This window comes from Terasakiella sp., from assembly GCF_048267425.1.
In the GTDB taxonomy this organism is placed as follows: Bacteria; Pseudomonadota; Alphaproteobacteria; order Rhodospirillales; family Terasakiellaceae; genus Terasakiella.
This window is the reverse complement of record NZ_JBLWXN010000003.1, coordinates 23,796-48,707: the sequence shown is the minus strand read 5'-3', so window position 1 is coordinate 48,707 and position 24,912 is coordinate 23,796. Positions and strand designations below refer to the sequence as shown.

16 protein-coding genes are annotated in these 24,912 nt (G+C 47.7%); 9 read left to right on the top strand and 7 right to left on the bottom strand.

Annotated features, from left to right (window positions below; translation table 11 throughout):
• The first annotated feature begins 303 nt into the window (after positions 1 to 303).
• The 4 genes from ACN0VA_RS06395 to ACN0VA_RS06380 are packed head-to-tail and all read left to right on the top strand — an operon-like array spanning position 304 to position 6,920.
• On the top strand, positions 304 to 2,052 hold the full coding sequence (locus ACN0VA_RS06395; protein WP_417820355.1) for a peptidase domain-containing ABC transporter: 1,749 nt from the start codon (positions 304 to 306) through the stop codon (positions 2,050 to 2,052).
• Positions 2,052 to 4,235 (top strand): peptidase domain-containing ABC transporter, encoded by a 2,184-nt coding sequence (locus ACN0VA_RS06390; RefSeq protein ID WP_417820354.1) that lies wholly within the window; start codon positions 2,052 to 2,054, stop codon positions 4,233 to 4,235. The genes ACN0VA_RS06395 and ACN0VA_RS06390 overlap by 1 nt, the downstream gene beginning before the upstream one ends.
• Complete coding sequence (locus ACN0VA_RS06385; RefSeq protein ID WP_417820353.1) at positions 4,232 to 5,596, top strand: HlyD family type I secretion periplasmic adaptor subunit; 1,365 nt, start codon at positions 4,232 to 4,234, stop codon at positions 5,594 to 5,596. Before ACN0VA_RS06390 ends, ACN0VA_RS06385 begins: the two co-directional genes overlap by 4 nt.
• Before the next feature lie 43 nt (positions 5,597 to 5,639).
• Positions 5,640 to 6,920 carry a DUF2336 domain-containing protein gene (locus ACN0VA_RS06380; protein ID WP_417820352.1) on the top strand — a complete coding sequence of 427 codons (1,281 nt, stop codon included), beginning with the start codon at positions 5,640 to 5,642 and terminating at the stop codon, positions 6,918 to 6,920.
• A 6-nt stretch (positions 6,921 to 6,926) separates the two neighbouring features.
• Here ACN0VA_RS06380 and ACN0VA_RS06375 read toward each other — a convergent pair whose 3' ends face one another.
• On the bottom strand, positions 6,927 to 7,754 hold the full coding sequence (locus ACN0VA_RS06375) for a substrate-binding domain-containing protein (protein ID WP_417820351.1): 828 nt from the start codon (positions 7,752 to 7,754) through the stop codon (positions 6,927 to 6,929).
• A 147-nt stretch (positions 7,755 to 7,901) separates the two neighbouring features.
• Between ACN0VA_RS06375 and rnd the strand changes: the two genes are divergently transcribed.
• Positions 7,902 to 9,065, top strand: a complete 1,164-nt coding sequence (rnd, locus tag ACN0VA_RS06370; protein ID WP_417820350.1) for a ribonuclease D — start codon at positions 7,902 to 7,904, stop codon at positions 9,063 to 9,065.
• Between the two features lie 3 nt (positions 9,066 to 9,068).
• On the opposite strand, the gene ACN0VA_RS06365 is transcribed toward rnd, so the two are convergent.
• Together ACN0VA_RS06365 and ACN0VA_RS06360 are read right to left on the bottom strand one after the other, a co-directional pair.
• A complete protein-coding gene (locus tag ACN0VA_RS06365; RefSeq protein WP_417820349.1) occupies positions 9,069 to 10,562 on the bottom strand; it encodes a hypothetical protein in 1,494 nt (497 codons plus the stop codon).
• A 24-nt stretch (positions 10,563 to 10,586) separates the two neighbouring features.
• Complete coding sequence (locus ACN0VA_RS06360; RefSeq protein WP_417820348.1) at positions 10,587 to 12,740, bottom strand: RNA degradosome polyphosphate kinase; 2,154 nt, start codon at positions 12,738 to 12,740, stop codon at positions 10,587 to 10,589.
• Positions 12,741 to 12,909: 169 nt separating this feature from the next.
• On the opposite strand from ACN0VA_RS06360, the gene ACN0VA_RS06355 reads away from it, so the two are divergent.
• Positions 12,910 to 13,428, top strand: coding sequence for a SixA phosphatase family protein (locus tag ACN0VA_RS06355; RefSeq protein ID WP_417820347.1), 519 nt, complete (start codon positions 12,910 to 12,912; stop codon positions 13,426 to 13,428).
• Here the strand turns inward: ACN0VA_RS06355 and ACN0VA_RS06350 are convergent.
• Entirely contained in the window at positions 13,425 to 13,805 is a 381-nt protein-coding gene (locus ACN0VA_RS06350; RefSeq protein WP_417820346.1) for a hypothetical protein, read from the bottom strand. The two genes, ACN0VA_RS06355 and ACN0VA_RS06350, sit on opposite strands and share 4 nt — an antisense overlap.
• A 97-nt stretch (positions 13,806 to 13,902) precedes the next feature.
• On the opposite strand from ACN0VA_RS06350, the gene pyk reads away from it, so the two are divergent.
• Together pyk and ACN0VA_RS06340 are read left to right on the top strand one after the other, a co-directional pair.
• Positions 13,903 to 15,318 carry a pyruvate kinase gene (pyk, locus tag ACN0VA_RS06345; RefSeq protein WP_417820345.1) on the top strand — a complete coding sequence of 472 codons (1,416 nt, stop codon included), beginning with the start codon at positions 13,903 to 13,905 and terminating at the stop codon, positions 15,316 to 15,318.
• Between the two features lie 4 nt (positions 15,319 to 15,322).
• Positions 15,323 to 16,198 carry an AEC family transporter gene (locus ACN0VA_RS06340; RefSeq protein ID WP_417820344.1) on the top strand — a complete coding sequence of 292 codons (876 nt, stop codon included), beginning with the start codon at positions 15,323 to 15,325 and terminating at the stop codon, positions 16,196 to 16,198.
• Between the two features lie 74 nt (positions 16,199 to 16,272).
• On the opposite strand, the gene ACN0VA_RS06335 is transcribed toward ACN0VA_RS06340, so the two are convergent.
• From ACN0VA_RS06335 to ACN0VA_RS06325, 3 genes are all read right to left on the bottom strand, one after another.
• Positions 16,273 to 19,743 (bottom strand): indolepyruvate ferredoxin oxidoreductase family protein, encoded by a 3,471-nt coding sequence (locus tag ACN0VA_RS06335; RefSeq protein ID WP_417820343.1) that lies wholly within the window; start codon positions 19,741 to 19,743, stop codon positions 16,273 to 16,275.
• Between the two features lie 239 nt (positions 19,744 to 19,982).
• Positions 19,983 to 21,095 carry an HD domain-containing phosphohydrolase gene (locus ACN0VA_RS06330; RefSeq protein ID WP_417820342.1) on the bottom strand — a complete coding sequence of 371 codons (1,113 nt, stop codon included), beginning with the start codon at positions 21,093 to 21,095 and terminating at the stop codon, positions 19,983 to 19,985.
• A 107-nt stretch (positions 21,096 to 21,202) separates the two neighbouring features.
• On the bottom strand, positions 21,203 to 22,987 hold the full coding sequence (locus tag ACN0VA_RS06325) for an AMP-dependent synthetase/ligase (protein WP_417820341.1): 1,785 nt from the start codon (positions 22,985 to 22,987) through the stop codon (positions 21,203 to 21,205).
• Positions 22,988 to 23,132: 145 nt separating this feature from the next.
• Between ACN0VA_RS06325 and ACN0VA_RS06320 the strand changes: the two genes are divergently transcribed.
• The gene (locus ACN0VA_RS06320) at positions 23,133 to 24,896 is read left to right on the top strand and encodes a M3 family oligoendopeptidase (protein ID WP_417820340.1); all 1,764 of its coding nucleotides are present in this window, start codon (positions 23,133 to 23,135) and stop codon (positions 24,894 to 24,896) included.
• Positions 24,897 to 24,912 lie beyond the last annotated feature (16 nt).

Below are 24,912 nucleotides of genomic sequence, written 5' to 3'. Positions count from 1 at the left end.
GATTCGGGTGTAAGCAACTTTTGAAAAGTAAACTAGAAGTTGCCTTATCCTATCATAGAGGAGGAGATGAGATTTGGGCTTTCCATATCTTCATGTAAATAAGATTAATTAATATTATTTAAAATAACAATATTGATATTGGTATTAAGTATAATTACGTAAATATAAGGGAACTTACTTATAGCTATATGGATAGGTGTTACAATTTATTAACCAACGAATCCTACACTTTGAATAGAGTCTACTAAAGTCGAAGCATTTTACGTTTTAGTAAATATTTGAAAAAGTTAATGAAATAATCCTATGGCCCGTAAAAAAGCACAAAACCGATTTGTAAGACCAATGCATCGCGTCATGCTGAGTCGCATGGATGTGCTTTTATCGTCATTTGCTGTAAATTTGTTGACATTAGCTCTACCTTTGGTGGTTCTTCAGGTATATGACAGGATTATACCCAGCAATTCCACAGACACCTTTACCTTTATGGTTTTGGGATTGATTGGTGTTGTTTTGCTGGATGGAAGTCTACGGGTTTTAAGAACATATACGATTACATGGGCAGGGACACGCTATGAGCATGCCGCATCTGTGCGCGCCTGTGAAACTTTTTTAAGTTCGGAAATTCAGGATTTTGAGACAACGCCACCGGGTGTGCAAATGGAGCGTTTTTCATCAATTGAGGCGCTGCGTGATCATCAATCCGGGCAAGGTTTGATCAGCTTCACCGAATTACCGTTTGCATTGATTTTTGTGGCTTTGATTGCACTTATTGGCGGACCCTTGGTGATTGCGCCGATCGCGGTCTGTGCTATAGCCGCTATTTTTGCGATTTGGCTGGGCTATAGCCTTGATAAAATTATCCGGACAAGAAACGAGCTGGATGATGATCGCTATAATTTCATCTTTCAGGTTTTAAATGGCATCCATTCCGTCAAGGGGTTGGGGATGGAAGGTTTGATGTGTCGCCATTATCAGCATTTACATGCACCAGTTGCCCTGATTATGGAAAAAATGGTTTTTTATTCTTCCCTTGGGCAATCCGTTGGCGCGATTTTGAGTAACTTTGCGATGGTATCGGTCGCCTTGCTGGGTAGTATCTTCGTGATTGAAGGCAGTTTGACAGGGGGGTCGTTGATGGCATGCACTCTGTTGGGGGGGCGTGCGATTCAACCGTTGATCCGTATGATTGGTGTTTGGGTGCAATATCGGTCATTAAAATTGTCAAACGAGCGACTGAAAAAGCTGGGAGCGATCCGTCAGGAAAATAAAGAACCCGTTCACGAAGAAAATACACCGCAAATCAAGGGGGATATCGTTTTTGAAAAGGCGACGATTTATCAGATTAATACGGGAATGCCAATTTTCAAGGATTTGAATTTGCATATTCGCGCAGGTGAAACGGTTGCCATTTTAGGGCAGGTCGGAGGGGGGAAATCTTCTTTGCTTGAGGCAATCGCGGGCTTTATTCCTGTTTTGGAAGGAAACCTTTATTATGATGGTGTTGATTCAAGGCAGTTGAGTTACCGCAAACTTCGTCAACAAATGGGATATGTCCGCCAAAATGCCCCGTTATTTAGAGGGACCTTGCGCGAGAACCTGACAAAATTCAGAGGTCGGGATTATTTACCCGCCGCCCTTGATATTGCGGATAAATTGGGGTTGAGCGAGATTATCGCGGCGATGCCGAAAGGCTTGGACACACCGGTGGGGGAGTCGGCATCGGAAGGATTGTCAGGGTCGGTTCAACAGATGGTGAGCTTAACCCTGACATTTGCAGACAAGCCCCGCATTCTTTTGTTGGACGAAGCCAATACGGCCTTGGACGGTGATGCCGACAGACGATTGCGCGAGTATTTGGAAACGTTAAAGGGGGAAACGACAATTTTAATGATCACGGAGCGTCCATCCCTGATCAACATTGCAGATCGGGTATTTGATGCTTCACATGGTGTTGTGAAGCAAATTGAATGGGAGGGCTTTGGGTCAAGGCCGAAACCAAGGCCCAATCCCTTGAAACCATCACGCCCACGCGAACAGAAGGGAGTGGCATAATGGGACATGTTGTTTTACATCAGTCGCCACCCGAAAATTTATCGCGTTTATGGCGAAAGGCTTTGTTTAATTATACAGGGGCAGAAGAACTTGAACCTGTTTTGCAAAGTTTATTGTCTCTGTTGGAAGAGATTGACTGGAAAGGGTCGCCTCATCGTTTAATCGAGGCTATGCCGTATGATCCGGGGCAAATGACGATTTATGATTTGCGCGATATTTTGATGCGTTTGGGATTTAAAACCATTCGATTGAAAACGCGACATGATAAGCTGTCGCTGCGGCTGTGTCCTTGTATCTTGTATGCAAAAGGACGGTATTATGTTGTGCGTGCGGACGGGCGAAAAATTGTTGCTCATGACCCGATTTCAAGTGACGACAAACCCGTTCGCAGTGTGCGCGGCGGTACATTCTATGTCATTGAAAAGATTGATCGGGAAAAAACGGACGATATAGACAGGTCCGCTCTGTGGTTTAGAAATTTGTTTTTACAATTCCAGCCCTTGATCGCGAAGTCCTTCATTGTCAGTTTTTTCATTAACTTAATGGCCCTGACCATTCCGTTGGCCGTTATGATGATTTATGATCAGGTGATTGCGAAAGAGTCCAAGGTTACCTTGTTGTATGTTGCCAGTGGGGTAGGGCTTGCCTTGGGGTTTGAGCTTTTGTTACGGATCATGCGATCCAAGGAACAAGCCTATATCGGGGCGCGTTTTGACTATCTGGTCAGCACGAAGGTCTTTGAGCAGATTTTGCATTTGCCACCCGTTTTTACCGAACGCGCCCCTGTCGGGGGGCAAGTTTCACGTATTCGCAGTTTTGAATCTCTGCGCGAAATTTTCACGGGTTCGTTGGCCAACACAATATTGGATTTACCGTTTGTTCTTTTGTTTGTGGCGGTGATTGGTTTTATTGCGGGCCCTATGGTCGCTGTTCCAATGGTGCTTGCGACCATATATGCGATCTTGGCTGCGGTTATTATGCCGGAAATACGGGCACGGTCGAAGATGTCAGCAGAGGTTCGATCTTCGCGTTATACTTTTCTGGTCGAGATGCTCTGGCAAATGCGTCAGGTGAAACAAAGATGTAGTGAAGAACGTTGGTTGAAACGCTTTCGGGAATTATCCGGCGATGCGGCATGGGCGAATATGCAAGTGACTCGCCTGCAAGGCAATGTGCAGAATATTGCACAAAGCCTGATGATGGCGGCAGGTGTTTCGACACTTATTTTTGGTGTGTATGGCGTTATGAACGGCGTCATCAGTTTGGGCGCGTTGGTGGCAACTATGATGTTGGTCTGGCGCATTTTGTCACCGTTACAAGCCTTGTTCAATGTGTCCAACCGGATTGAGCAAATGCAAAATGGTGTCCGCCAACTGAAAAGTATTTTGCGTTTTGCCCCGGAACAGGAACCGGGGGATACGCCGCATGCAAATGTTGCCTATAAAGGCGCAATTGAATTCAACCGCGTCAGTATGCGCTATAAATCCGATGCCAATCCGGCCATGCTGGGTGTAAGCTTTAAGGTGAAACCCGGTGAAATGATTGCGGTTACAGGGCATTCGGGGTCAGGTAAAACCACATTGGCAAAATTAATTCTGGGGCTTTATCGTCCGCAGGCCGGGTCGGTGACTTTGGACGGGGTCGATATTCGACAGTTGCGCCCGATTACATTGCGCCAGACATTGGCGTATGTCCCGCAAAGCAATCATGTTTTTCCGGGAAATATATACGAAAACCTGACGTTAGCGGATCCAACGGCGAGTTTTGCACAAGTGCGCAAAGCCTGTCGCCAAGCCGGTATTCTTGATACGATTGAGGCCTTGCCGCGTGGGTTTGAGACGGAATTTAAAGAGGGGTTGCAGACGCAAATTCCGCAAAGCTTCTTGCGCAAAATTGCCTTGGGCCGCGCTTTCTTGCGAAAAGCGCCCGTATTGATTTTGGATGAACCCGCCGGTTCGATGGATGAAAAGGATGAAGCCGTCTTTATCGAGGCCTTGAAACGGGTACGTGGGAAACAAACGATTATTATGATTACACAACGTCCCAGCCATATGCGGATGTGTGATCGACTATTGGTGTTGAAAGAAGGGCAAATCGACATGAATGGTAACCCGGAGGAGGTGTTGGCAAAAATGTTTGCAAGACCGCAACCTAATCCGAAACCGCAAGGAACAGCAGCATGAGTAATTCATCCGATAACGGCGTACAGGAGATGCTGTCAAAAACACGTACGATGCCGCGTGAACAGCTTAAACTTTTGTCGCACGAAGCGATGCTGGAAGAATCTGGTCCGTCGCGGGCGGCCTCAACCCTTATTGTCTTGATTACATCAATGCTGTTTGTCGCTTTTGTCTGGGCCAATTATGTGGATATTAAAACGTCCGCAACCACGCTAGGGACGGTTATCCCATCTGGTGATAAACGTGTGGTGCAGCATTTGGAAGGTGGGATCGTTCAATCCATTTTGGTCCGCAATGGCGATATTGTTGAAAAAGGACAGCCGTTACTGCAATTTGAACCTACGTTGCGTACGGCAGAATTAAACCAGATCCGCGCGCGTGAGGCGGCATTGTCGGTTAAAAAACAGCGCTTGCGCGCTTTCATCGATGGTACGATGCCGGACTATAGTGCTTTTGAGAAAGAATACCCGGAATTGGTGGAGGAAAGTAACTTTAACCTGAAGGGGATACGGGCGCGTATCGAAGGGGAGAAGACGGTTTTAAGTTCCCAAATTGCGCAACAGCGGAAATCCGTTGAAAATTTCGAAAAACAGATTGTCAGTCTGAAAAAGCAGCAAAAATTGCTGAGCCAGTCAGTGACGATGCGCAAAAAATTGTTTAATTCCGGTCATGGTTCGCGGGTGAACTTGATCAATGCGGAACTGGATCTGGCAAAAAACCGAGGCTCGATTACGGAGGCTGAAGTCTCCAAGGAACAAGCATTGGCAAGCATTGTGGAAACGGAAAACCAGATGCTTGAAATTGATGTGACAGAACGGGGGCGGGCACTGGATGAATTGGACAATGTCGGGGCGCAGTTGGCCGAAGTGCGAGAAAATATTGCCCGCCTTGAAGATAAAGTCACGCGTTTGGAACTTGTCAGTCCAGTCAGCGGGGTTGTCCATGCCTTGAAAGTAAATACCCCCGGGGCGGTGGTTGAACCAGCACAAGTGGTGATGGAAATTATCCCGGCAGATGAAGATGTCTTGATCGAGAACAAGATCCTACCCAGTGATATCGGGCATGTTGAGGTCGGACAGGAAACCACCGTTACCGTCACAGGGTTTGATGCCAGACGGTATGGTACCATGAAAGGTAAATTGATTAATATGTCGCCAACTACTTTTATGGATGAAAAAGGAAATCCATTTTTCAGGGGGCATATTCGATTGAATGAAGAACATCTGACCGCCAATGGTGTGAAACACAAAATCGTCCCCGGCATGACGGTTCAGGCCAATATTATTACAGGTGAGCAAACCTTGTTGGAGTACCTGACAAGGCCTGTCTATGTGTCCTTACTTAATGCATTTAGGGAGCGATAAGCCTATGTATGTTATTGCATCTATTTTCATGGAGAAGAATTAAGTGTTTGGGTGGTTAAAAGGCAAACGTGATACGAGCCCCTCTTATGAAGAGGCGAAGGAAATCGCGAAAAGCGATGACATTGCTGCGCGCCGTGATCTTGCTGCTTTAACCGATCTGGAACCGGAACTTTTGTACTTCTTTGCAACCGACAAAGACCCGAAAGTCCGACAAGCGGTTGCTGAAAACAAGGCCGCCCCGGTTCAGGCAAAAGTTGTTCTGTGTAAGGATGAAGATAAAGCGGTCCGTGCAAAGCTGGCGTCCCGTATTGCGGAACTGACACCGGCCTTGGATCAGGACGCATCATCGCGTGCCTCGCAAATGGTAATTGAGGTGTTGGAGGGGCTGGCAACGGATCAGCTTTCTGAAATTCGGGCGATTTTGACCGAAGAAATAAAGCATATGGATAGTATTCCGAAACATACGGTGTCCAAGTTGGCGCGCGATATGGATGCGACTGTTTCTTCGCCCATGTTGCAGTTTTCTCCCTTATTGGAAGATAAAGAGCTGATCGAAATTGTTTCAGATAGTATTCAAGACGATGCCTTGACAGCGATTGCAAAACGTAAAGGGTTGGGCGAGCACGTCGCACATGCGGTTGCAGAAACAGAAAGCGGTCAAGCGGTTCAGGCGTTGTTGGAGAATAATTCGGCGCAACTTTCCGATAACACTTTGACGTTTATTTCTGAAAAAGCGATCGATCATCAAAATTGGCATGGCCCGCTGGTAAACCGGGATGAATTGCCGGAACAGGCTGTTAAAAACATTGCAGAATATGTAACGACAAGTCTGGTTAACCAGATGATTTCAAAGCATAACCTGCCCAATGATGTTGTTATGGAATTGCGACGGACTGTCTTTAACCGGATGAATAAGGTGCGCAGCCGATATACGGAACATTTTTCAAACAGCCGTGTTTTGCTGGCGGAAGAAAACGATGAAATGCGTCGCCGTCTTGAAAACTCTTTAACGGAGCTCGGCTTTATTGATATTCGCAGTGTCGGGGATGGTGAGACGGCCTTGCGTGTTTTTGAGGCGGAACGTACACCTGTGAAATTGATGATTTGTTCGGATAACTTGTCCGATATGGAAGGTCAGGAGATTCTCGAAGAAGTGCGTGAGCTGGATGAGACTTTGCCGTTTATGCTGTTGTCGCAAAAAAACGACGAGGCCTCCATTATGGAAGCCAAGCGGTATGGTGTGAATGAATATGTTCTCATGCCCTATAGCGAGCGTGATTTGATCAAGCGAATTGAAAATATTTATCGCAAGATTGCGCGGTGATTCATTTTATTTTTGTGCGTTGGGTGTGAATAAACGTTCCCCGTTTATTTTGAAATCCCCGATCAGCTTTTGACCTTTATCTGAAACCAGCCAGTCAATGAAGATTTGACTGTCTTGTGCTTTTACATGAGGAAAACGGTTTTTATTAACGGCAATAACACCATAGGGATTAAGTAACTCGTTAGCGCCTTCACACAAAATAACGAGTTTGCGTTTGTTTTTAAAGGCAAGCCATGTTCCCCGGTCACTGAGGGTGTAGCCATCCATACCGGCGGTAATGTTCAGGGCCGCGCCCATACCGGAACCTGTGCTGCGATACCAGCTTCCGTAAAGTTGTTCCGGTGTAATTTCAGCCGCTTTCCAAATGGAAAGTTCACGTTTATGCGTACCGCTGTTATCCCCGCGCGACACAAAAACCTGTTTGCTTTGACGAATATCCAACAAGGCTTGCATCGGTGATGTGCAGTTTTTGATGTGTGCTGGATCGTTATCAGGGCCGACAATGATGAAATCGTTATACATGACCTCATTACGTTTGGTCCCATACCCGTCTGCAACAAATTTATCTTCAGAAGGGCGATGGTGAACGAAGAGAACATCAGCATCGCCTTTGCGCGCAATACGTATGGCCTGACCTGTACCAACGGCGATGACGCGCACTTCAATCCCGGTTTCTTTTGTAAATTGGGGAAGCAAATAGGCAAATAGGCCGGAATTCGCTGTGGATGTTGTGGAAGCAACTGTAATGAAACGTTGTTCAACGGCCTGTGCGGTGTGACTTAATCCCAATAAAAGAGTAAGTACAACCAAAAAGGAGGAAAGCTTTTTCATCATATTCCAATCATTTCTTTTAAAATGCCGACAATTTTTATGCGCTTTTACAGCTAAGAGTATGTGAAAGGTTGTGTTGGAATCAATCGACTTTTTATTTGTAGGGTTTTCTCGTTTCCTCCTCTCGGGAAAAAGTGTATAGCTATCGTCATGGATTTAATTACTGATACAGAAACGCTTGCGGCGTTTTGCGACAGGTTGGCGGCGGAACGTTTCGTCACGGTCGATACGGAATTTATGCGGGAAAAAACCTACTGGCCGACGCTTTGTCTGGTGCAGTTGGGCGGCAGTGACGAGGCCTGTTGTGTCGATGTCCTTGCCGATGGGATCGACTTGCAACCTTTGTTCGATCTCATGGCAAATAAAAATGTGCTGAAAGTATTTCATGCCGCCCGTCAGGATGTTGAAATCTTTGTCAAGGCGACCGGGGCAACACCGACACCTATGTTCGATACGCAAGTTGCGGCAATGGTTTGCGGATTTGGGGAATCGGTTGGTTACGAAACGCTGGTCAATAATATTTGCAAAAAAAATCTGGATAAGGGATCGCGCTTCACCGATTGGAGCAAGCGGCCTTTGACAGAGCGTCAGATCAAATATGCCTTGGGTGATGTTACGTATTTGCGCGATATCTATGTCTTTTTACGTGACAAGCTGGAAGAAAATAATCGGGCCGGCTGGCTGGATGAAGAAATGACGGCCCTGACCAGTCCTGAAACCTATATTGTTGATCCGCAAACTGCGTGGAAGCGATTAAAGGCACGTACGAAAAGCACAAAAGTTCTGGCTGTTTTACAGGCTGTTGCCGCATGGCGTGAACATGAAGCGCAGCGTAAAAACATGCCGCGCAACCGCGTTATTCGCGATGACACCTTAATTGATATCGCCCACCAATCGCCTAAAGATGCGGCGGCATTGGAACGGGTGCGCGGAATGAATAAATCCATCGCAAACGGACGTTATGGCAACGAGATGCTGGAAGCCATTCAACAGGCGTTGAGTCTGGCCCCGGAAGATCATCCGGCAGCACCGACAAAAAGGGATTTACCCAAAGGGTTGGGGCCGGTTGTTGATTTGTTAAAAGTGTTATTGAAATTCAAATCTGAACATAACGATGTGGCACAAAAACTAATCGCTAATGCAGGTGATCTTGAACATCTGGCCGCTTATGGTGAAGAGGCGGACGTACCGTGCTTACAGGGTTGGCGACGCGATCTTTTTGGAAAGGATGCGTTACGTTTACGCGCGGGCAATTTGGCCTTGGCGGTAAAAGGACGTTCAATCCGTGTAATCGATGTCGGGGAAGACGCTTAGGTCTTAGCCATGTTCCAGACGACCGCTTAAGCTGAGATGTTTTGCAACGGTTTGAACGCGTCTGGCGACGGCTTCTCCGATAAAGATATCTTCACCTTCGGGCAGGGATAAAATCAGTTCACCACCGCGAATTTCAAGCCGCGTATCTTCCAGTAAATGGGGCGCACCGCTGGCCAGCGTGTGTGCCAGTCGTAAGGTCGCACCGACTGTCTTTGTCCATGTTGCATCGTCATTGTCTAAAAATGTGCGTAATGGTTTGGCGATACGGGCGTTAAAGTTGCCTTTATATCGACTGTAAACACAGGCGGCCATCAAGGCGCGATCGTGATGGGAAAGCCCGGCAACAGGCAGGCGCAAAACCCGTAAAAAACCATGATCCGCGCGATAATCCGGGTGCTCCGCCCAGGCAATATCATGCAGAAGACAGGCGGCGTGACGCAGTTTTTTATGTTTATCGCTTTCATCGGTAAATAAAGGGGTCATCCAGTGGAAAACCTCTTCGCCTTGTTGACCGAAACGACCTTCGCGTTCAACCAGATTGATACATGAACTGATTAAGGGGTCTTCGGCCTTCTGGTCTTCATCCAGCGAAAGAAAAAATTGACCTTCGCGCATGCTGTATCCTGAAAAAACAAGGCAGGACGGTTTTATGGTTTCTAAGACCTCTTGCAGCAACGCAATTGCGGCGGCCAGTGTTTCTTGTCGTTTTTTTGAAACATCGGGAACTTGCATGAATTCTTCCGGTGTCATTTGAACCAGTTGATCCAGCAGGTTTAAGGCCTGATCGGCGGGTAGGGTAAAGTTATCAATGACATGCAAGGGATAGTCAAGACGGTGCATAAACAAACGGGCGACGGCGCGCAACGACCCGCCAACGGCGTAAAACGGGCGACCCTTCATCTGGTCTGTCCAACTCAAGGGCTTTAGGTGTTCGCGAATGAAGTCGCGCATTTTGGCGACTGTATTGCGTTTTTCATCCAGAATACGCAAGTGGCCCAATGGGGTGGTGTCATGTTGGGAAAAACGACCATGATCAAGGGCTACAAGGTCGAAGCTTGCGCCCCCCATGTCCCCTAAAAGACCATCGGCATCGGGTAAGCCGCTTAAAACACCCAAGGCAGCGAGCTTGGCTTCTTCTTCACCGCTTAGAACTTGTACTTCGGCATTGAAGAGGTCTTTTACCTTTTGCACAAAATGTGGGCCGTCATGGGCTTCACGCACAGCGGCCGTTGCCAGCAGGCTGACATTATCGACCTCCATGACCTCAACCAGTTTCATAAAACGATTAAGCGTTTCCAATGCAAGGTTGACACCTTCGGGATTGAGACATCCGCTTTGATCAATCCCCAAGCCCAAACGACATTGGACTTTTTCGTTAAAAATAGGCAAGGGGATACGCGCCGGGCCGTGAAAGACAACCAGACGAACGGTATTGGACCCGATATCGACAATGGCGGTCAGGCTTCCTTTGCGTGCGGACCCGAATTGATGTGTCATAAAGGCGTCTTCTTTTCTTTAATTTTAGTCCAGCATCAACTTTTTCAGGATGGTGCCCTTTTTCTTTAATGCTGAGCCTCGCCCAGAAAGACTGGGGTTGGTCATAAAATACGTATGGCAGGAAAAACCGTCATCCCCGGCTGGAACGCGGCTGAAAGACCCATCGGCTTTCAAAACCCAGCTTTGTGCTTCATCTTTCAAATTGGCAACCATAATCTGATCTAGAATTTGGCGATGAACGGTGTCGGTTTCAATAGGAATGAGGGTTTCAACGCGGCGATCCAGATTTCGCGGCATCCAGTCCGCAGATGAAATATAAATTTTCGCTTTGGCATTCGGCAGCTTTCCACCATTGCCGAAACACACAATACGGGAATGTTCCAGAAAACGCCCGACAATGCTTTTGACACGGATATTATCCGACAGGCCGGGGACGCCGGGGCGCAGGCAGCAAATACCGCGAATAACCAGATCGACCTGAACGCCAGCTTGTGATGCACGATAAAGCGCATCGATGATTTTGGGATCAACGATGGAGTTCATTTTTGCCCAGACATGACCGGGTTTGCCGGATTGGGCGTTCTGGATTTCCTGATCGATCCCGCGAATGACGGCGTCGCGTAATGTCAGGGGAGAGTATTCCATTTTCTCCATCTTTTCGGGCTCTGCATAACCTGTCATGTAATTAAACAGCTTGGTTGCATCGCGGCACAAGGCCGGGTCGCAGGAGAAGAAAGACAAATCGGTATAAATTTTTGCGGTAATCGGGTGGTAGTTCCCGGTTCCAAGGTGGACGTAGGAACGGAGTTTTTCACCTTCGCGGCGCACAACAAGGTTGATCTTGGCATGGGTTTTTTTATCGACGAACCCATAGACCACTTGTGCGCCAGCACGTTCCAGATCGCGTGCCCAACGGATGTTGGCTTCTTCGTCAAAACGGGCTTTCAGTTCCACCATTGCCGTGACGGATTTCCCGGCTTCAGCGGCTTCGACCAAGGCTTTGATAATCGGGGAGTTGTTGGAGGTCCGATAAAGCGTTTGCTTAATGGCAACGACATCAGGGTCACGTGCGGCTTGCAAGACAAACTGAACCACCGCATCGAAGCTTTCATAAGGATGGTGAACAACAAAATCTTTTTTGCGAATGGCGGCAAAACAATCCCCGCCAAAATCACGGATACGTTCCGGGAAACGCACGTTGTAGGGCTTGAATTGCAGATCAGGACGTTCATCAACAATCAATTCCTTGGTATCTGCCAACCCGAGCAACCCGTCCAGAACGAAGCAATCGGCAGGATCAACACCTAATTCTTCAACCACCAAATCGCGCAATTCGTCGGAGAGTTCAGCATCCAGTGACATGCGGATAACGGACCCGCGACGACGGCGTTTTAAGGCTGATTCGAAGGTGCGTACCAAATCTTCGGCTTCTTCGTCGATTTCCATCTCGCTGTCACGAATGATTTTGAAAAGCCCGGATGAAGCCACCGCATAATTGGGGAACAGATGACGTTGAAACAGGCGAATAACCTCTTCCATCGGCATGAAACGAATAGTTTTCCCGTAATCGGGTAAACGCACGAAACGCGGCAACATTTGCGGCAAAGGAACAAGGGCTTTGAGGGCGCTTTGGTCAAGATCGGATTCCAAGGCAAACATCATCGCAAGCCCGAGGTTTGGAATAAACGGGAAGGGATGGGCCGGGTCAATCGCCAGTGGTGTCAGGGAGGGGAAAATCTGTTCGAGGAAATGTTCTTCCAGCCACGCAATATCGCGTTTGGGGATATCCTGACATTTTAAAACCTTGATCCCTTCTTTTAACAGCAACGCGCGCAGTGAACGATATTGTTCCTGCTGTCCCATAATCAGTTTATTTGCTGATTTATGGATTTGTTCGAGTTGTTGTGCCGGGCCGAGGCCATCATAACTTAGGTTTTTAATACCGGCATGGACCTGACCGTTAAGGCCAGCGACGCGCACCATGTAGAACTCATCAAGGTTTGCGGCTGAAATAGACAGAAAGCGCACACGTTCCAATAAAGGATGGCGCACATTGTCTGATTCTTCCAACACACGGGTGTTGAAGGCAAGCCATGAGAGTTCGCGGTTGATAAAACGTTCCGGGGAGTCCGGTGCGATAGCAGGGGCGGATGGATTGGCCTGATTTTCTGTCGTCATGCGGCGAGACTCCCTATTATATTGAAAGACGAGAATACAGAGGCAAACGCGAATAAACGCGATTTGGTTTGCGATATGTATCCGATTGGCTGGGGTGTAATCGAAAATTATGAAACTTTTATGATAACAGCTTATTATATATAAAATAAATCGCAGGGAAAGGTGGGAAATGAAGCATTTACTTTTATTTCGGCATGCAAAATCCAGTTGGGCGAATATGGATCTATTGGATTTTGATCGGCCGTTGAATGAACGGGGAATGCAGGCCGCGCAAAATATGGCAAACTATTTGAGCCAACACCTGCCGTTGCCTGATGTCATTTTATGTTCCACGGCACAGCGGACACGACAAACATTGTCGGCCTTGTTGCAGGTCTACGCGCATCCCGTTGATATTGCGCTAAGACGTTGCCTTTATCATGCGAGTGAGACTGTCTTGATTGATGAAATCACCAAGGCTGGAACGTCTGATGTTTTGATGTTGATCGGACATAACCCCGGACTGGAAATATGCGCCCACGTTTTATGCGGGGCAGGGGATGAAAACTTACGCGCGGATCTGGCGATAAAATTCCCCACGGCGGCTTGCGTCCATTTAACTTTCGATATTTCTGATTGGACAGAGGTTAAACAGATAAAAGGAAGCTTGGCGAATTTTATAAAGCCCCGTGCGCTGGATGTAGATTAATTTCGTCCAGTAAAGGCGCGAATGGCGGTCAGGTAAAGTTTCGCCCGTGTTTCATCATCAAGATCTTCGAGGATTTGCGCTTTCGCTTTGCGTACTTTTTGGGCCGACTCGATTAAGGCTCTGCGTTCAGGTGTCATTTTTTTGGCAGCTTCGGCTTTGACTTGTGCAAGAAGGTCTTCGTTTTTCGCCAGCAGGTCATCCATCTTTTCGCCGCTGTTTTCTAACTTTTGGATAGCATCGTCCAAGGCGACACCCGAGACGGTACGCAAGTCATTTTCTTGAGAATGCTTGTCTTTTTCCTTGGCTTGACGTTTTTTTTTCTTATCCGTTTTGCCCATTGCTTTGTTTAGCAAAATCTTTTGTAAGGACTCGAACATGGTGTCTTTTGTTTCAACTACATGAAAATTGAACTGATATCTGATTGTAGCACGAAAATCTTGTGGAAATCTAAACACATCTCGCTATTCTACCAATATGAAAAGATCAAGAAACGCAAAAATTATCGCAACGCTGGGCCCGTCGAGTTCGACCCGCACACGTATCGAGCAGTTGTTCAAGGCCGGAGCCGATGTCTTTCGCCTGAATTTCTCGCATGGTTCACACGAAGATCACAAGGAACGCTATGACGCGATCCGCGATGTGGAAAAGGAATTGGGGGCACCCATCGGTATTATGATGGACCTTCAGGGACCGAAGCTACGTCTGGGCAAGTTTCGCGATGGCAGTGCGTTGTTGGGGATCGGGCGTCGTTTTCGCCTTGACCTGAATGACGCACCGGGTGATGTGACACGCGCACCGCTCCCTCATCCCGAGATTTTCGAGGTGCTGAAGCCGGGCATGACCCTGTTGCTTGATGATGGGAAAATGCGTTTGAAGGTACTGGAATGTGGTGCTGATTTTGCAGAAACAGAAGTGATGGTTGATGGTGTGCTCAGTGACCGCAAAGGGGTGAATGTCCCTGATGCCGTTCTGCCCCTGTCTGCTTTAACGGAAAAAGATATGGCAGACTTGCGTTTTGGTTTGCAAATCGGTGTGGATTGGGTGGCCCTGTCTTTCGTCCAGAAAGCAGACGACATTCGTGAAGCGCGCAAGATCATCGGTAAGAAAGCATCCATCATTGCCAAGCTGGAAAAACCGTCGGCCATTGATGATTTGGATGAAATTGTTGAATTGGCAGATGCCGTGATGGTCGCGCGTGGGGATCTGGGGGTTGAATTGCCGCCTGAAGATGTTCCGATCCTGCAGAAACGTATCATCACAAAAGCGCGTGAAAAAGGGCGACCGGTTATTGTGGCAACACAAATGCTGGAATCCATGATCACAACACCGGCCCCGACACGGGCGGAGGCTTCTGACGTTGCAACGGCGATTTATGACGGGACCGATGCGGTCATGTTGTCTGCAGAAACAGCAGCCGGGGATTATCCGATTGAAACGGTCGAGATCATGGACCGCATTATTCAACGTGTTGAAGGTGATATCCTTTATCACAAACTGCGTGATGCGGACCGGGTTGCACCTGAAGAAACCGAAGCTGATGCCATTAGTGCAGCGGCGCGTCAGGTGGCGCAAACTATTAAAGCCAAGGCGATTGTAACTTATACAACGACGGGGTCGACCTCTTATCGTGTGGCGCGGGAACGCCCGGAAATTACGATTTTAGGATTGACGCCAAAAGTCGAAACAGCGCGTAAGCTGGCACTTGTTTGGGGTGTGCTGGCTTCTGTGACACCGGATGCCAAAAACTTTAATGAAATGGTTCAAGGTGCGCGTAAAATGGCCAAGGCTGAAAAGATCGGGGAACGTGGGGATACGCTGGTTGTGACTGCAGGGGTGCCGTTTGGTACGCCGGGGGCAACGAATATTCTACGGATCGCGACTTTAAGTTAGGTACATGTTCTCAGAAATCTTTTCTATTCTGGCGCCCGTTTTCGTTTGTGTTGGCATCGGCTACGGCTGGTCCAAAAGCGGACGGGCGTTCGACACCCCGATGGTTACAACAATTGTGACCTATTTTGCCACGCCTTGCCTTGTGTTTTATGCACTGGCCAAGGTTGAACTGGATACATCCTATCTTTGGGATATGGGGATTGCCGCCTTGGCAGCCAATATTGCCTTTACTGTTATTGGCGCGGCGGCTTTGGCGCTTTTTAAATTGCCGCAACGTGCGTTTTTACAGGCGTTGACCTGGCCCAATGTGGGCAATGTCGGCTTACCGTTGTGCCTGTTGGCATTTGGCCCTGAAGGTCTTGCGCTGGCGGTTGCTTTCTTCACCGTTTATGTGGTGTTGCAAATGACGGTTGGGGTTGCCTTTGTTTCGGGTAGTTTTTCGGCCAAAGCCCTTTTGAAAATGCCGATTATTCCTGCGACTATTCTGGCCTCGGTCTTTTTATTCAGCGACCTTGAAGTCCCGGTCTGGCTGTTCAATACGACGAAACTTATCGGTGACCTGACCATTCCTTTGATGTTGTTTACCTTAGGTGTTTCGCTTGCAAGCCTACAGATGGGCAGTTTAAAGCGCGCGGTTTGGCTTTCGGTCCTGCGCCTCGGTATGGGCTTTGGGGTCGGGGTTGGACTGGTCAAAATTATGGGATTAAGCGGTGCGGCCGCTGGTGTTGTGATTTTGGAATGCGCCATGCCTGCAGCTGTCTTTTGTTATTTGTTTGCCCAGCTTTACAACCAACGCCCGCAAGAAGTTGCCGGTCTCGTGATTGTCTCAACCTTCATGGGGTTTGCCGCTTTGCCTGCTTTGTTGTGGTACGTCTTGTAAATTCTTCAGCACGCTAAATTAAAAAGGACCGCACTATAAAATTTGCGGTCCTTTTTTTGTGAGCGTTGTTTCCTTTACTGTGCAGCAACCTGATGCGGTTTGTGGTTTCTGAACTCTTCCAGAAGAGTAACTTCTTTGGCTTTTACTTCTCGGATTGCTTTTTCTTTGACGTGACCATAACCACGAATATCGCGGGGAAGATCGGCAATGCGAATGGCAAGTTTCAGGTTATCTGCATTCAAGTTCTGACAGATTTCTTCAATCACCCCTTTATATTCTGAAATCAGGGCGCGTTCCTGTTTACGTTCTGCTGTTTTACCAAAGATATCAAATTTTGACCCGCGTAATCCTTTGAATTTTGCCAGCATGTTGAAGGCTTTCAAAACCCAGGGGCCGTATTCTTTTTTGACAAGATGACCTGTTTTGGGCTCTTTTTCAGACAGAAGCGGCGGAGCAAGGTGGAAGGATAGTTTATAGTTCCCTTCGAATTGTTCATCCAGTTTCTTTTTGAAGTCCGGCTGGCTATAGAGGCGGGCGACTTCGTATTCGTCCTTGTAGGCCATTAATTTTGCCAGAACGTGTGCCACTGATTTGGTAAGTTCTTGCGATCCCGTTCCTAATTCTTTTTCTGCACGATACACGCGATCAACCATATGACGGTACTGGTCGGCATAACTCGCATCTTGATAATCACTCAGGAATTTAATGCGATGTTCGATCAGCTTATCCAAATCTTGTGGGATGAACTCCGGTTTTTCCTCTTTGATCAGTTCGGACAGTTTATCCATGTCGTGTGCGGCCCAACGTCCCAAGATAAAGGCACGTTGGTTGAAATCGACCGCCACACCGTTCAGTTCAATGGCTTTCAGCAACGCACCTTCAGAAATGGGAATGAGACCGAGTTGAAAGGCGTAACCGACAACAAACAGGTTTGATCCAATGGAATCCCCCAGCAATTGAGAAGCCAGATGACTGGCATCAAAGAACCAGCTGTCATCTTTTGCAACGGACTCAGCAATGGATTGTTTCATATCGTTGGTCGGGAAGGGGGCGTCCCGGTTGCAGGTGAAATCCGGTGTCATGACTTTATGGTCGTTAATGATAACCTTTGATTTACCTGCTTTTAATTTTGCGAGGGAGTCAAAACTTGCAGAAGTGACAAGGTCGCACCCTAACAAAAGATCGGCTTCCCCAGCCGGGATTTTAACCGAATAGATATCTTCGGGACTGTCTGCCAAACGAATGTGCGAAATAACAGACCCGTTCTTTTGGGCCAGCCCTGTCATATCCAGAACGGAAACACCTTTTTGTTCCATATGGGCTGCCATCCCCAACAACGCACCGATGGTGACAACGCCTGTGCCGCCAATCCCGGTGACAACGATGGAATATGTGTCTTTGGTCGCGGGCAGGATCGGTGCGGGTAGGTGAGTTGTCGCAAATTGATCGGCTTGGGAGTTACCTTCTTTCTTACGCAACTTGCCGCCATGTACGGAAACAAAGCTCGGACAGAAACCTTTTACGCAGGAATAATCCATATTACAGGTGGATTGGTCGATCTTGCGTTTGCGACCAAGCAATGTTTCTTTCGGTGTGATGGAAACACAGTTTGATGCAACACCGCAGTCACCGCAACCTTCACAGACGGCATCGTTGATAAACAGACGGCGGTTTGGTTTTGGGGCTTTACCCCGTTTCCGCATACGGCGAAGTTCTGTCGCACAGTGCTGATCGTAAATCAGAACGGAGACGCCCTTCCAGTTGCGCAGGTCGCGTTGCACCTGATCCAGTTCATCGCGATGATTGAATGTGACGTTGGGGGCGAAGTCGGTTTTCGTCGGATATTTATTGGGATCGTCGGCTACAATCGCAATACGGCCCACGCCTTCACCATGTAATTGTTTGGTTAAGCCCTGAATGGTCAAGGGGCCGTCCACGGGTTGCCCGCCTGTCATGGCAACGGCGGCATTGAACAGGATTTTATAGGTGATATTGACATTTGCGCCCAAGGATTGGCGAATGGCAAGAATGCCACTGTGATAATAGGTTCCGTCACCCAAGTTGGCGAAAACGTGTTTTTCATCTGTGAAATGGCTTTGCCCGACCCACGGCACACCTTCCCCGCCCATTTGGGTAAAGGTCTGTGTTGTATCGGGGCGGACCCACGTTGCCATATAGTGACACCCGATCCCGGCCAAGGCACGAGATCCTTCGGGGACCTTAGTCGATGTATTGTGCGGACAGCCGGAACAGAAAGTCGGCATGCGATGGGTCGTATTGCGCGGTTTTGCGAGTTCCTGTTCCTTGGCATTCAACCAGGCAAGGCGTTTCTGCATGGTTTCATCATCATGGTATTTTTGAATGCGTGAGGCGATAACGCGGGCAATACGGGCCGGGGATAATTCGTTGGCGCTGGGTAAAATCCATTCGCCTTCTTCATTGAATTTGCCGATCACGCGCGGGCGCACATTTTCAGACCAGTTGTAAAGTTGTTCTTTTAGCTGGTTTTCAATGACGGCACGTTTTTCCTCCACAACAAGAATTTCGTCTAGGCCCTTGGTAAACTCTTTAATGCCTTCGGGTTCCAACGGCCAAGGCATGCCGACTTTATAAAGGCGGACGCCTAATTGGCTGGCGCGTTCTTTATCAATGCCGAGGTCGTCCAAGGCTTGAAGAACATCCTGATAGGATTTGCCGGATGTGACAATACCAAGACGGGCGTTTTTGCTGTCGATCTTGATTTGGTCAATTTTATTGGCACGGGCAAAGGCGATGGCGGCGTAAAGTTTGTATTTTTGCAGGCGATATTCCTGATCCAGCGGTTTGTCCGGCCAGCGAATATGAACGCCGCCTTCAGGGAAGATAAAATCAGGGTAGGCGGTCTGGATACGGTCCGGGTCTACATAGACGGAAGCAGAGGCATCAACCGTTTCGGAGATGGTTTTCATGGCAACCCAGCAACCGGAAAAACGCGACATTTCCCAACCGAGTACGCCGTAATCCAGAAATTCCTGTACGTTGGATGGATTGAGAACCGGAATTTGCGCATCCATGAACGCATATTCGGACTGACACGGGATGGTGGAGGATTTACAGTTGTGATCATCACCTGCCAAGGCCAGAACACCACCATATTTGGACGTGCCGGCATAGTTGGCATGTTTGAAAACGTCACCGGAGCGGTCAATCCCTGGGGTTTTGCCGTACCACATACCAAAGACACCGTCGTATTTTGCGCCTTTAAACAGGCCGACTTGTTGGGAGCCCCAAACCGCAGTTGCGCCGAGTTCTTCGTTCACACCGGGTTCGAACTGAATGTGCTGTTCGGCAATAAATTTTTTGGCGCGCCAAAGTTCACGGTCCAGATTGCCGAGCGGTGAACCGCGATAGCCGGAAATAAAACAGGCAGTATTTAATCCGCGGAGTAAATCGCGCTGACGCTGTAGCATGGGGAGGCGGACAAGGGCTTGCGTCCCTGTCATATAAGCTTGCCCACGCTCGAGCGCGTATTTGTCCGATAAGGTTACATCGCGTTGAATGTTCATGGCTCGTCCCTGATATAAATGTTTGTACTTATTATGTAAGTATCAGGGAATGAATTGCTAGATTTCAAGTAGGTAAGTGATGCTGACCTAAAATTCGCAATAAAAAATGTCGATTTTGGGAAAACGACTTAAAAAATTACCCAGCCACCCATTCCCGTGAAGGTAAAATTACGTGCCATGCAGTGCAGCATTTCGGTTGCGCTTGCGAAAAATGTTCGGTTGGCGAGCTGAATCGAGATTTAGCCGATGAAATCTTCTTCGAATTCCGCCTGAATTTTGTGGACCTCGTCCATGTGATTGTTCAAGGCCTGAACGCATTCTGCATCCAGACGTTTCCCGGCATTGTCTAATAACCATTGCATGGCGTCGCCATTGGACCACGCGTTTTTATAGGGACGTTTGCTGGTCAAGGCATCAAATACGTCGGCTACGGCGCAGATGCGTGATTCCAGCGGTATTTCGTCGCCTTTTAGACCGTGGGGGTAGCCACTGCCGTCCAAGGCTTCGTGATGATATAAAACAATATTGTGCAGCATGTCGAAGAAATTGACGGAATCTAATCCAAATTCACGGCTCATTAATGAAATGATTTGCCCGCCTTTTTGGACATGCGTTTTCATTATTTCATATTCATCGTTAGTCAAACGTCCGGGTTTTAACAAAATCTCGTCCGGTACGGCGACTTTGCCCACATCATGTAAGGGGGTGAATTGAAATATATATTCGACCCAATCATCAGCCTTGTGATATTTTGGGGCCAGTTCGCGTGCAATCAGATGGGCATAACGCGACATGCGTTCCAGATGATTGCCGGTTTCCTCGTCGCGTTGACGGCTGAATTCCCGCGCCGTTTGAACAGCACCGCGAAAGGTGGTCAGAGTTTGCATTTCGTTCACAACCAACAGGGAAATTACCCCGGCATAAGCCTTGATTGTTGCGCAACGGATATCGGAAAAGAAGTTCTTCTTCGGTGAATTGAAAAAGAGAAACCCATAAAGATGATCGTTAAAAATAATCGGCATGGTCATGCTCGATTTATAACCGGTTTCAAGCAATTTGGTCGAATGGACCTTTTGCGATTCCTGTGATGTCAAATCATCAATAATACGTGTTTGATTTTGTTTTGCGAGTTCTTGTAAGGAATGAGATTCCGACAGTTTTGCTTGATAAAAACTGATGGGAGAAATGCCATCTGTTGAATGAGCAAAGGTTTTTAAGATATCGGTTTCATGGTCGTATAACGCTACGGCAATCCGGCATAAATCGGGGAAATTTGCTCGTATTTCTTCGTGGATTTTATACAATCGCTCGCCGAGTGAGCGATCTCTTTCACTCAGGGTTTGTTGCAGCATAATATATTGTTCTTTCTTTTTTTACTGTGCTTTATCGCCTAGAGGCGTGCATTATACGAAACAAAATCGTGAAAAGCGATTATCTGGTTGTATTGGGACTTTAGTTCTTATTTATAGAGTTTTCGCAGCTCTTCTCCATATTTAGAATGAAGAATATGCCGGCGAATTTTCAAGGTCGGTGTTAATTCTTCATTTTCAATTGTGAAGGGTTGGGCTTTTAAAATGAATTTTCTAACTTTTTCAATATTGGAGAGTTCTTTATTTACACGGCTGATGGCGTGGGAGATATCGGCAACAAAATCTTTATGGATAATCAGTTGTTCCAGATTATATTCTATATTGTGTGTTTTGGCCCATTCCATTGCATATTCTTCATCGGGGATAATCAAGGCCACCAAATGTGGGCGTTTATCCCCATAGACCATCGACTGAGCAATTTCTTTTTCTAGTGATAGAAAACCCTCAACCCGCTGTGGGGAAATGTTATCGCCACCGGAATTAACGATGATATCTTTCTTGCGGTCCGTGATTTGCAGGTAGTTATCATTATCCAGAAAACCGATATCACCGGTATGTAGCCAGTCATTTTTTAGGGCTTCTTTGGTCGCTTTTTCATTGCGCCAATAGCCTTTCATAACCAGTTCACCGCGCACCAAAATTTCGCCATCTGATGCGATTTTTACATCTGTATGGTCAAGGGCGGGGCCGACCGTATGCATTTTGATTTTCTGTGGTGTGTTGACGCTGATAACCGGACCGGATTCCGTTTGACCGTAGCCCTGTAAAATCCGAATGCCTAATCCCTGGAAAAACAATCCGACATCCGGGTTCAAAGGACCACCGCCCGAGACCATCGCCTTGAGACGCCCGCCAAACCGTTGGCGGACTTTATTGCGGACCAGACGTTCCAGAAAGAAATTCTGAATGGTCCCGATTAGTCCAAGTGGTTCGCCCAAATGTTTGGCTTTGCCCAAGGCGCAGGTTTTTAAAAAGAGTGTGCGTTTGCTTTCACTTTCTTTTTCCAGTCCGCGCAATATTTTTTGACGCATCATTTCATAAAGGCGGGGGACGGCGGTCATCAGGGTTGGGTGACATTCCGCCATATTCGCAGCCAAGGTTTCTGCACGTTCAGCGTAATAGATTTGTGCACCAAGATAAATCGGCCACATCAACCCGGCGGTATGTTCATAAGAGTGAGATAAAGGAAGGAAGGAGAGGAAGACCTCGTTATCCAGCCCAATGGATTTCAGCAGGTTGGTTGCGCCGACACAGTTATGAAGTATGGAGCGATGGGGCAGCATCACGCCTTTTGGGGTGCCGCCTGTCCCGGACGTATAGATAATACAGGCTGTATCTTCGCGCGTTATGGCGTTGGCTTCCCCAATGATGTCGTCGGTGAGCATAGCCCCCTTATTCAACATGTCGTCCCACAGATATACGGGATGCGATAACTCTTGTTTTAAATCGAGTTTTTCCATTGATATGGCAAATTCGACATCGGCGGCTTCATGGCTGGCATGAAGCAGGGGCGCGGCAAGCTTGGCGGTGGAGACAATGACGGCTTTGGCTTGTGCATTGTTCAGGATATGGCGATGATCATTCACCGTATTGGTCGTATAGGCCGGGACCGTAATGCCACCACAGGCCATAATTGCCATATCGGCCATGACCCATTCACTGCGATTTTCCGAGACCAGAACAATACGGTCACCTTTTTGAATGCCAAGATTACGCAAGGCACGGGCCAGATGCACAACATTATCTGAACTTTGTTTCCAACTGGTTGATTGGTACGTGCCGTTGACTTTCTGCCAGACGAAGGGATTGAACGCACGCTTTTGCGCTTGTTCAAAGAACATGGATACCAGATTAGGCCAATTGGGATGTGTCATGGAAATATTCGGTGCTGAGAGTTGACAATATAGGCGGATACAACAATTCTAACCCGAGAGGCGGAAAATGCATGCGCCGATCTACTTTATGAATATCCGTTTATGCCCTAAACTTCCCTATCGTTCAAAGTGAAATGACAAAAATATGACGACAAAATTACCGACTTGGGACTTAACCCACCTTTACAGTGCCATTGATGCCCCGCAGTTGCGAGACGATCTGAACACGGCAAAAGAATTAGCACAGAGCTTCGCCAAAGCGTATCAAGGCAAGCTTGCTGAAATTGGAGGGGCAGAGTTTGCAAATGCGCTGAAACGGTATGAAGAACTGGACGATATTTTGGGCCGTGTGGTGAGTTATGCGCAACTCCAGTATGCTGCGGACAATGCAGACAGCGCGATTGCGCAATTTTACCAGAACGTACAAGAAGAAATAACAGACCTTTCCAGCACTATTTTGTTCTTCACCTTGGAAATCAATAAGTTGGATGATGCTGTTCTGGACGGGTATTTTGAAGATGACGCCTGTGCCTATTACCGTGCATGGGTGATGGATGTGCGCGCCTATCGTCCATATCAACTGGATGAAGAAATTGAACGCCTGCTCCATGAAAAATCGGTCAGTGGACGACGGGCGTGGTCACGTTTGTTTGATGAAACAATGGCGGGTTTACGTTTCCCATTTCAGGGGAATATGCTGACCAATTCGGAAATTCTGGATAAATTATCGTCCAAAGATGGCGCGGTGCGTAAAGAGGCTGCGAAATCATTTGGTCAGGTGCTTGGTGATAATATTCGTTTGTTGTCTTTAATTACCAATACGCTTGCCAAAGACAAAGCGACAGAGGATCAATGGCGTGGGTTTGATCGACCGATTTCGTCGCGCAATATCTCCAACTTGGTTGAAGACGAGGTCGTGGATGCTTTGATTGGATCGGTTAAGGAGTCTTACGGGGATTTATCACACCGTTATTACGCCCTGAAAGCCAAATGGTTTGGTGTGGATCAAATGGATTATTGGGATCGTAACGCCCCTTTACCGGAAGATGACGATGGCAAGATCGAATGGGACGACGCGCGCGAAACTGTTTTGAATGCTTACCATGCCTTTGATCCGAAAATGGCACAGATCGGCAAGCGGTTCTTTGACGAAAACTGGATTGATGTACCGCCGCGCGCTGGCAAGGATAGCGGAGCCTTTTCCCATCCTGTAACTCCGTCAGCACACCCCTATATTCTGCTGAACTATCATGGCAAAGTGCGCGATGTGATGACGCTGGCCCATGAATTAGGACATGGTGTGCATCAGGTCTTAGCGGCGGATCAAGGGGCCTTAATGGCCAATACACCTTTGACCTTGGCGGAAACGGCATCGGTCTTTGGGGAAATGTTGACGTTCCGCTCTATGCTCAACGGTGAAACAGATGAAAAACGCCGCCGCATTATGTTAGCGGGTAAGGTTGAGGATATGCTCAATACTGTTGTACGTCAGGTGGCTTTTTGTGATTTTGAACGCCATGTACATGATGAACGGCGCAAAGGGGAGTTAAGTTCGGATCGCCTTGGTGAAATCTGGATGAGCGTACAAAGCGAAAGTCTGGGCGGTGCGTTTCGTTTTGATGAAGAATACAAGCATTACTGGGCTTATATTCCACACTTCATTCATTCCCCCTTTTATGTTTATGCCTATGCGTTTGGGGATTGTTTAGTGAACTCACTTTATGACGTTTATCAAAACGGCCATGACGGATTCCAGCAAAAATATATGGATATGCTGCGGGCCGGTGGGTCAAAACGTCACAAGGAACTACTCGCCCCCTTCGGGCTGGACGCCAGTGATCCAACCTTCTGGAAACGGGGGCTAAAAGTCGTTTCCGGCTTTATTGATGAATTGGAAGACGTTATTTAAAGGATGTGTGTATGGG

What these genes read in the sequence shown, in the direction of transcription:
- ACN0VA_RS06395 (WP_417820355.1), top strand. Translation starts at nt 304, where the DNA reads ATGGCCCGTAAAAAAGCACAAAACCGATTTGTAAGACCAATGCATCGC.
- ACN0VA_RS06390 (WP_417820354.1), top strand. Translation starts at nt 2,052, where the DNA reads ATGGGACATGTTGTTTTACATCAGTCGCCACCCGAAAATTTATCGCGT.
- ACN0VA_RS06385 (WP_417820353.1), top strand. Translation starts at nt 4,232, where the DNA reads ATGAGTAATTCATCCGATAACGGCGTACAGGAGATGCTGTCAAAAACA.
- ACN0VA_RS06375 (WP_417820351.1), bottom strand. Translation starts at nt 7,754, where the DNA reads ATGATGAAAAAGCTTTCCTCCTTTTTGGTTGTACTTACTCTTTTATTG.
- rnd (WP_417820350.1), top strand. Translation starts at nt 7,902, where the DNA reads ATGGATTTAATTACTGATACAGAAACGCTTGCGGCGTTTTGCGACAGG.
- ACN0VA_RS06365 (WP_417820349.1), bottom strand. Translation starts at nt 10,562, where the DNA reads ATGACACATCAATTCGGGTCCGCACGCAAAGGAAGCCTGACCGCCATT.
- ACN0VA_RS06360 (WP_417820348.1), bottom strand. Translation starts at nt 12,740, where the DNA reads ATGACGACAGAAAATCAGGCCAATCCATCCGCCCCTGCTATCGCACCG.
- ACN0VA_RS06355 (WP_417820347.1), top strand. Translation starts at nt 12,910, where the DNA reads ATGAAGCATTTACTTTTATTTCGGCATGCAAAATCCAGTTGGGCGAAT.
- ACN0VA_RS06350 (WP_417820346.1), bottom strand. Translation starts at nt 13,805, where the DNA reads ATGTTCGAGTCCTTACAAAAGATTTTGCTAAACAAAGCAATGGGCAAA.
- pyk (WP_417820345.1), top strand. Translation starts at nt 13,903, where the DNA reads ATGAAAAGATCAAGAAACGCAAAAATTATCGCAACGCTGGGCCCGTCG.
- ACN0VA_RS06340 (WP_417820344.1), top strand. Translation starts at nt 15,323, where the DNA reads ATGTTCTCAGAAATCTTTTCTATTCTGGCGCCCGTTTTCGTTTGTGTT.
- ACN0VA_RS06335 (WP_417820343.1), bottom strand. Translation starts at nt 19,743, where the DNA reads ATGAACATTCAACGCGATGTAACCTTATCGGACAAATACGCGCTCGAG.
- ACN0VA_RS06330 (WP_417820342.1), bottom strand. Translation starts at nt 21,095, where the DNA reads ATGCTGCAACAAACCCTGAGTGAAAGAGATCGCTCACTCGGCGAGCGA.
- ACN0VA_RS06325 (WP_417820341.1), bottom strand. Translation starts at nt 22,987, where the DNA reads ATGACACATCCCAATTGGCCTAATCTGGTATCCATGTTCTTTGAACAA.
- ACN0VA_RS06320 (WP_417820340.1), top strand. Translation starts at nt 23,133, where the DNA reads ATGACGACAAAATTACCGACTTGGGACTTAACCCACCTTTACAGTGCC.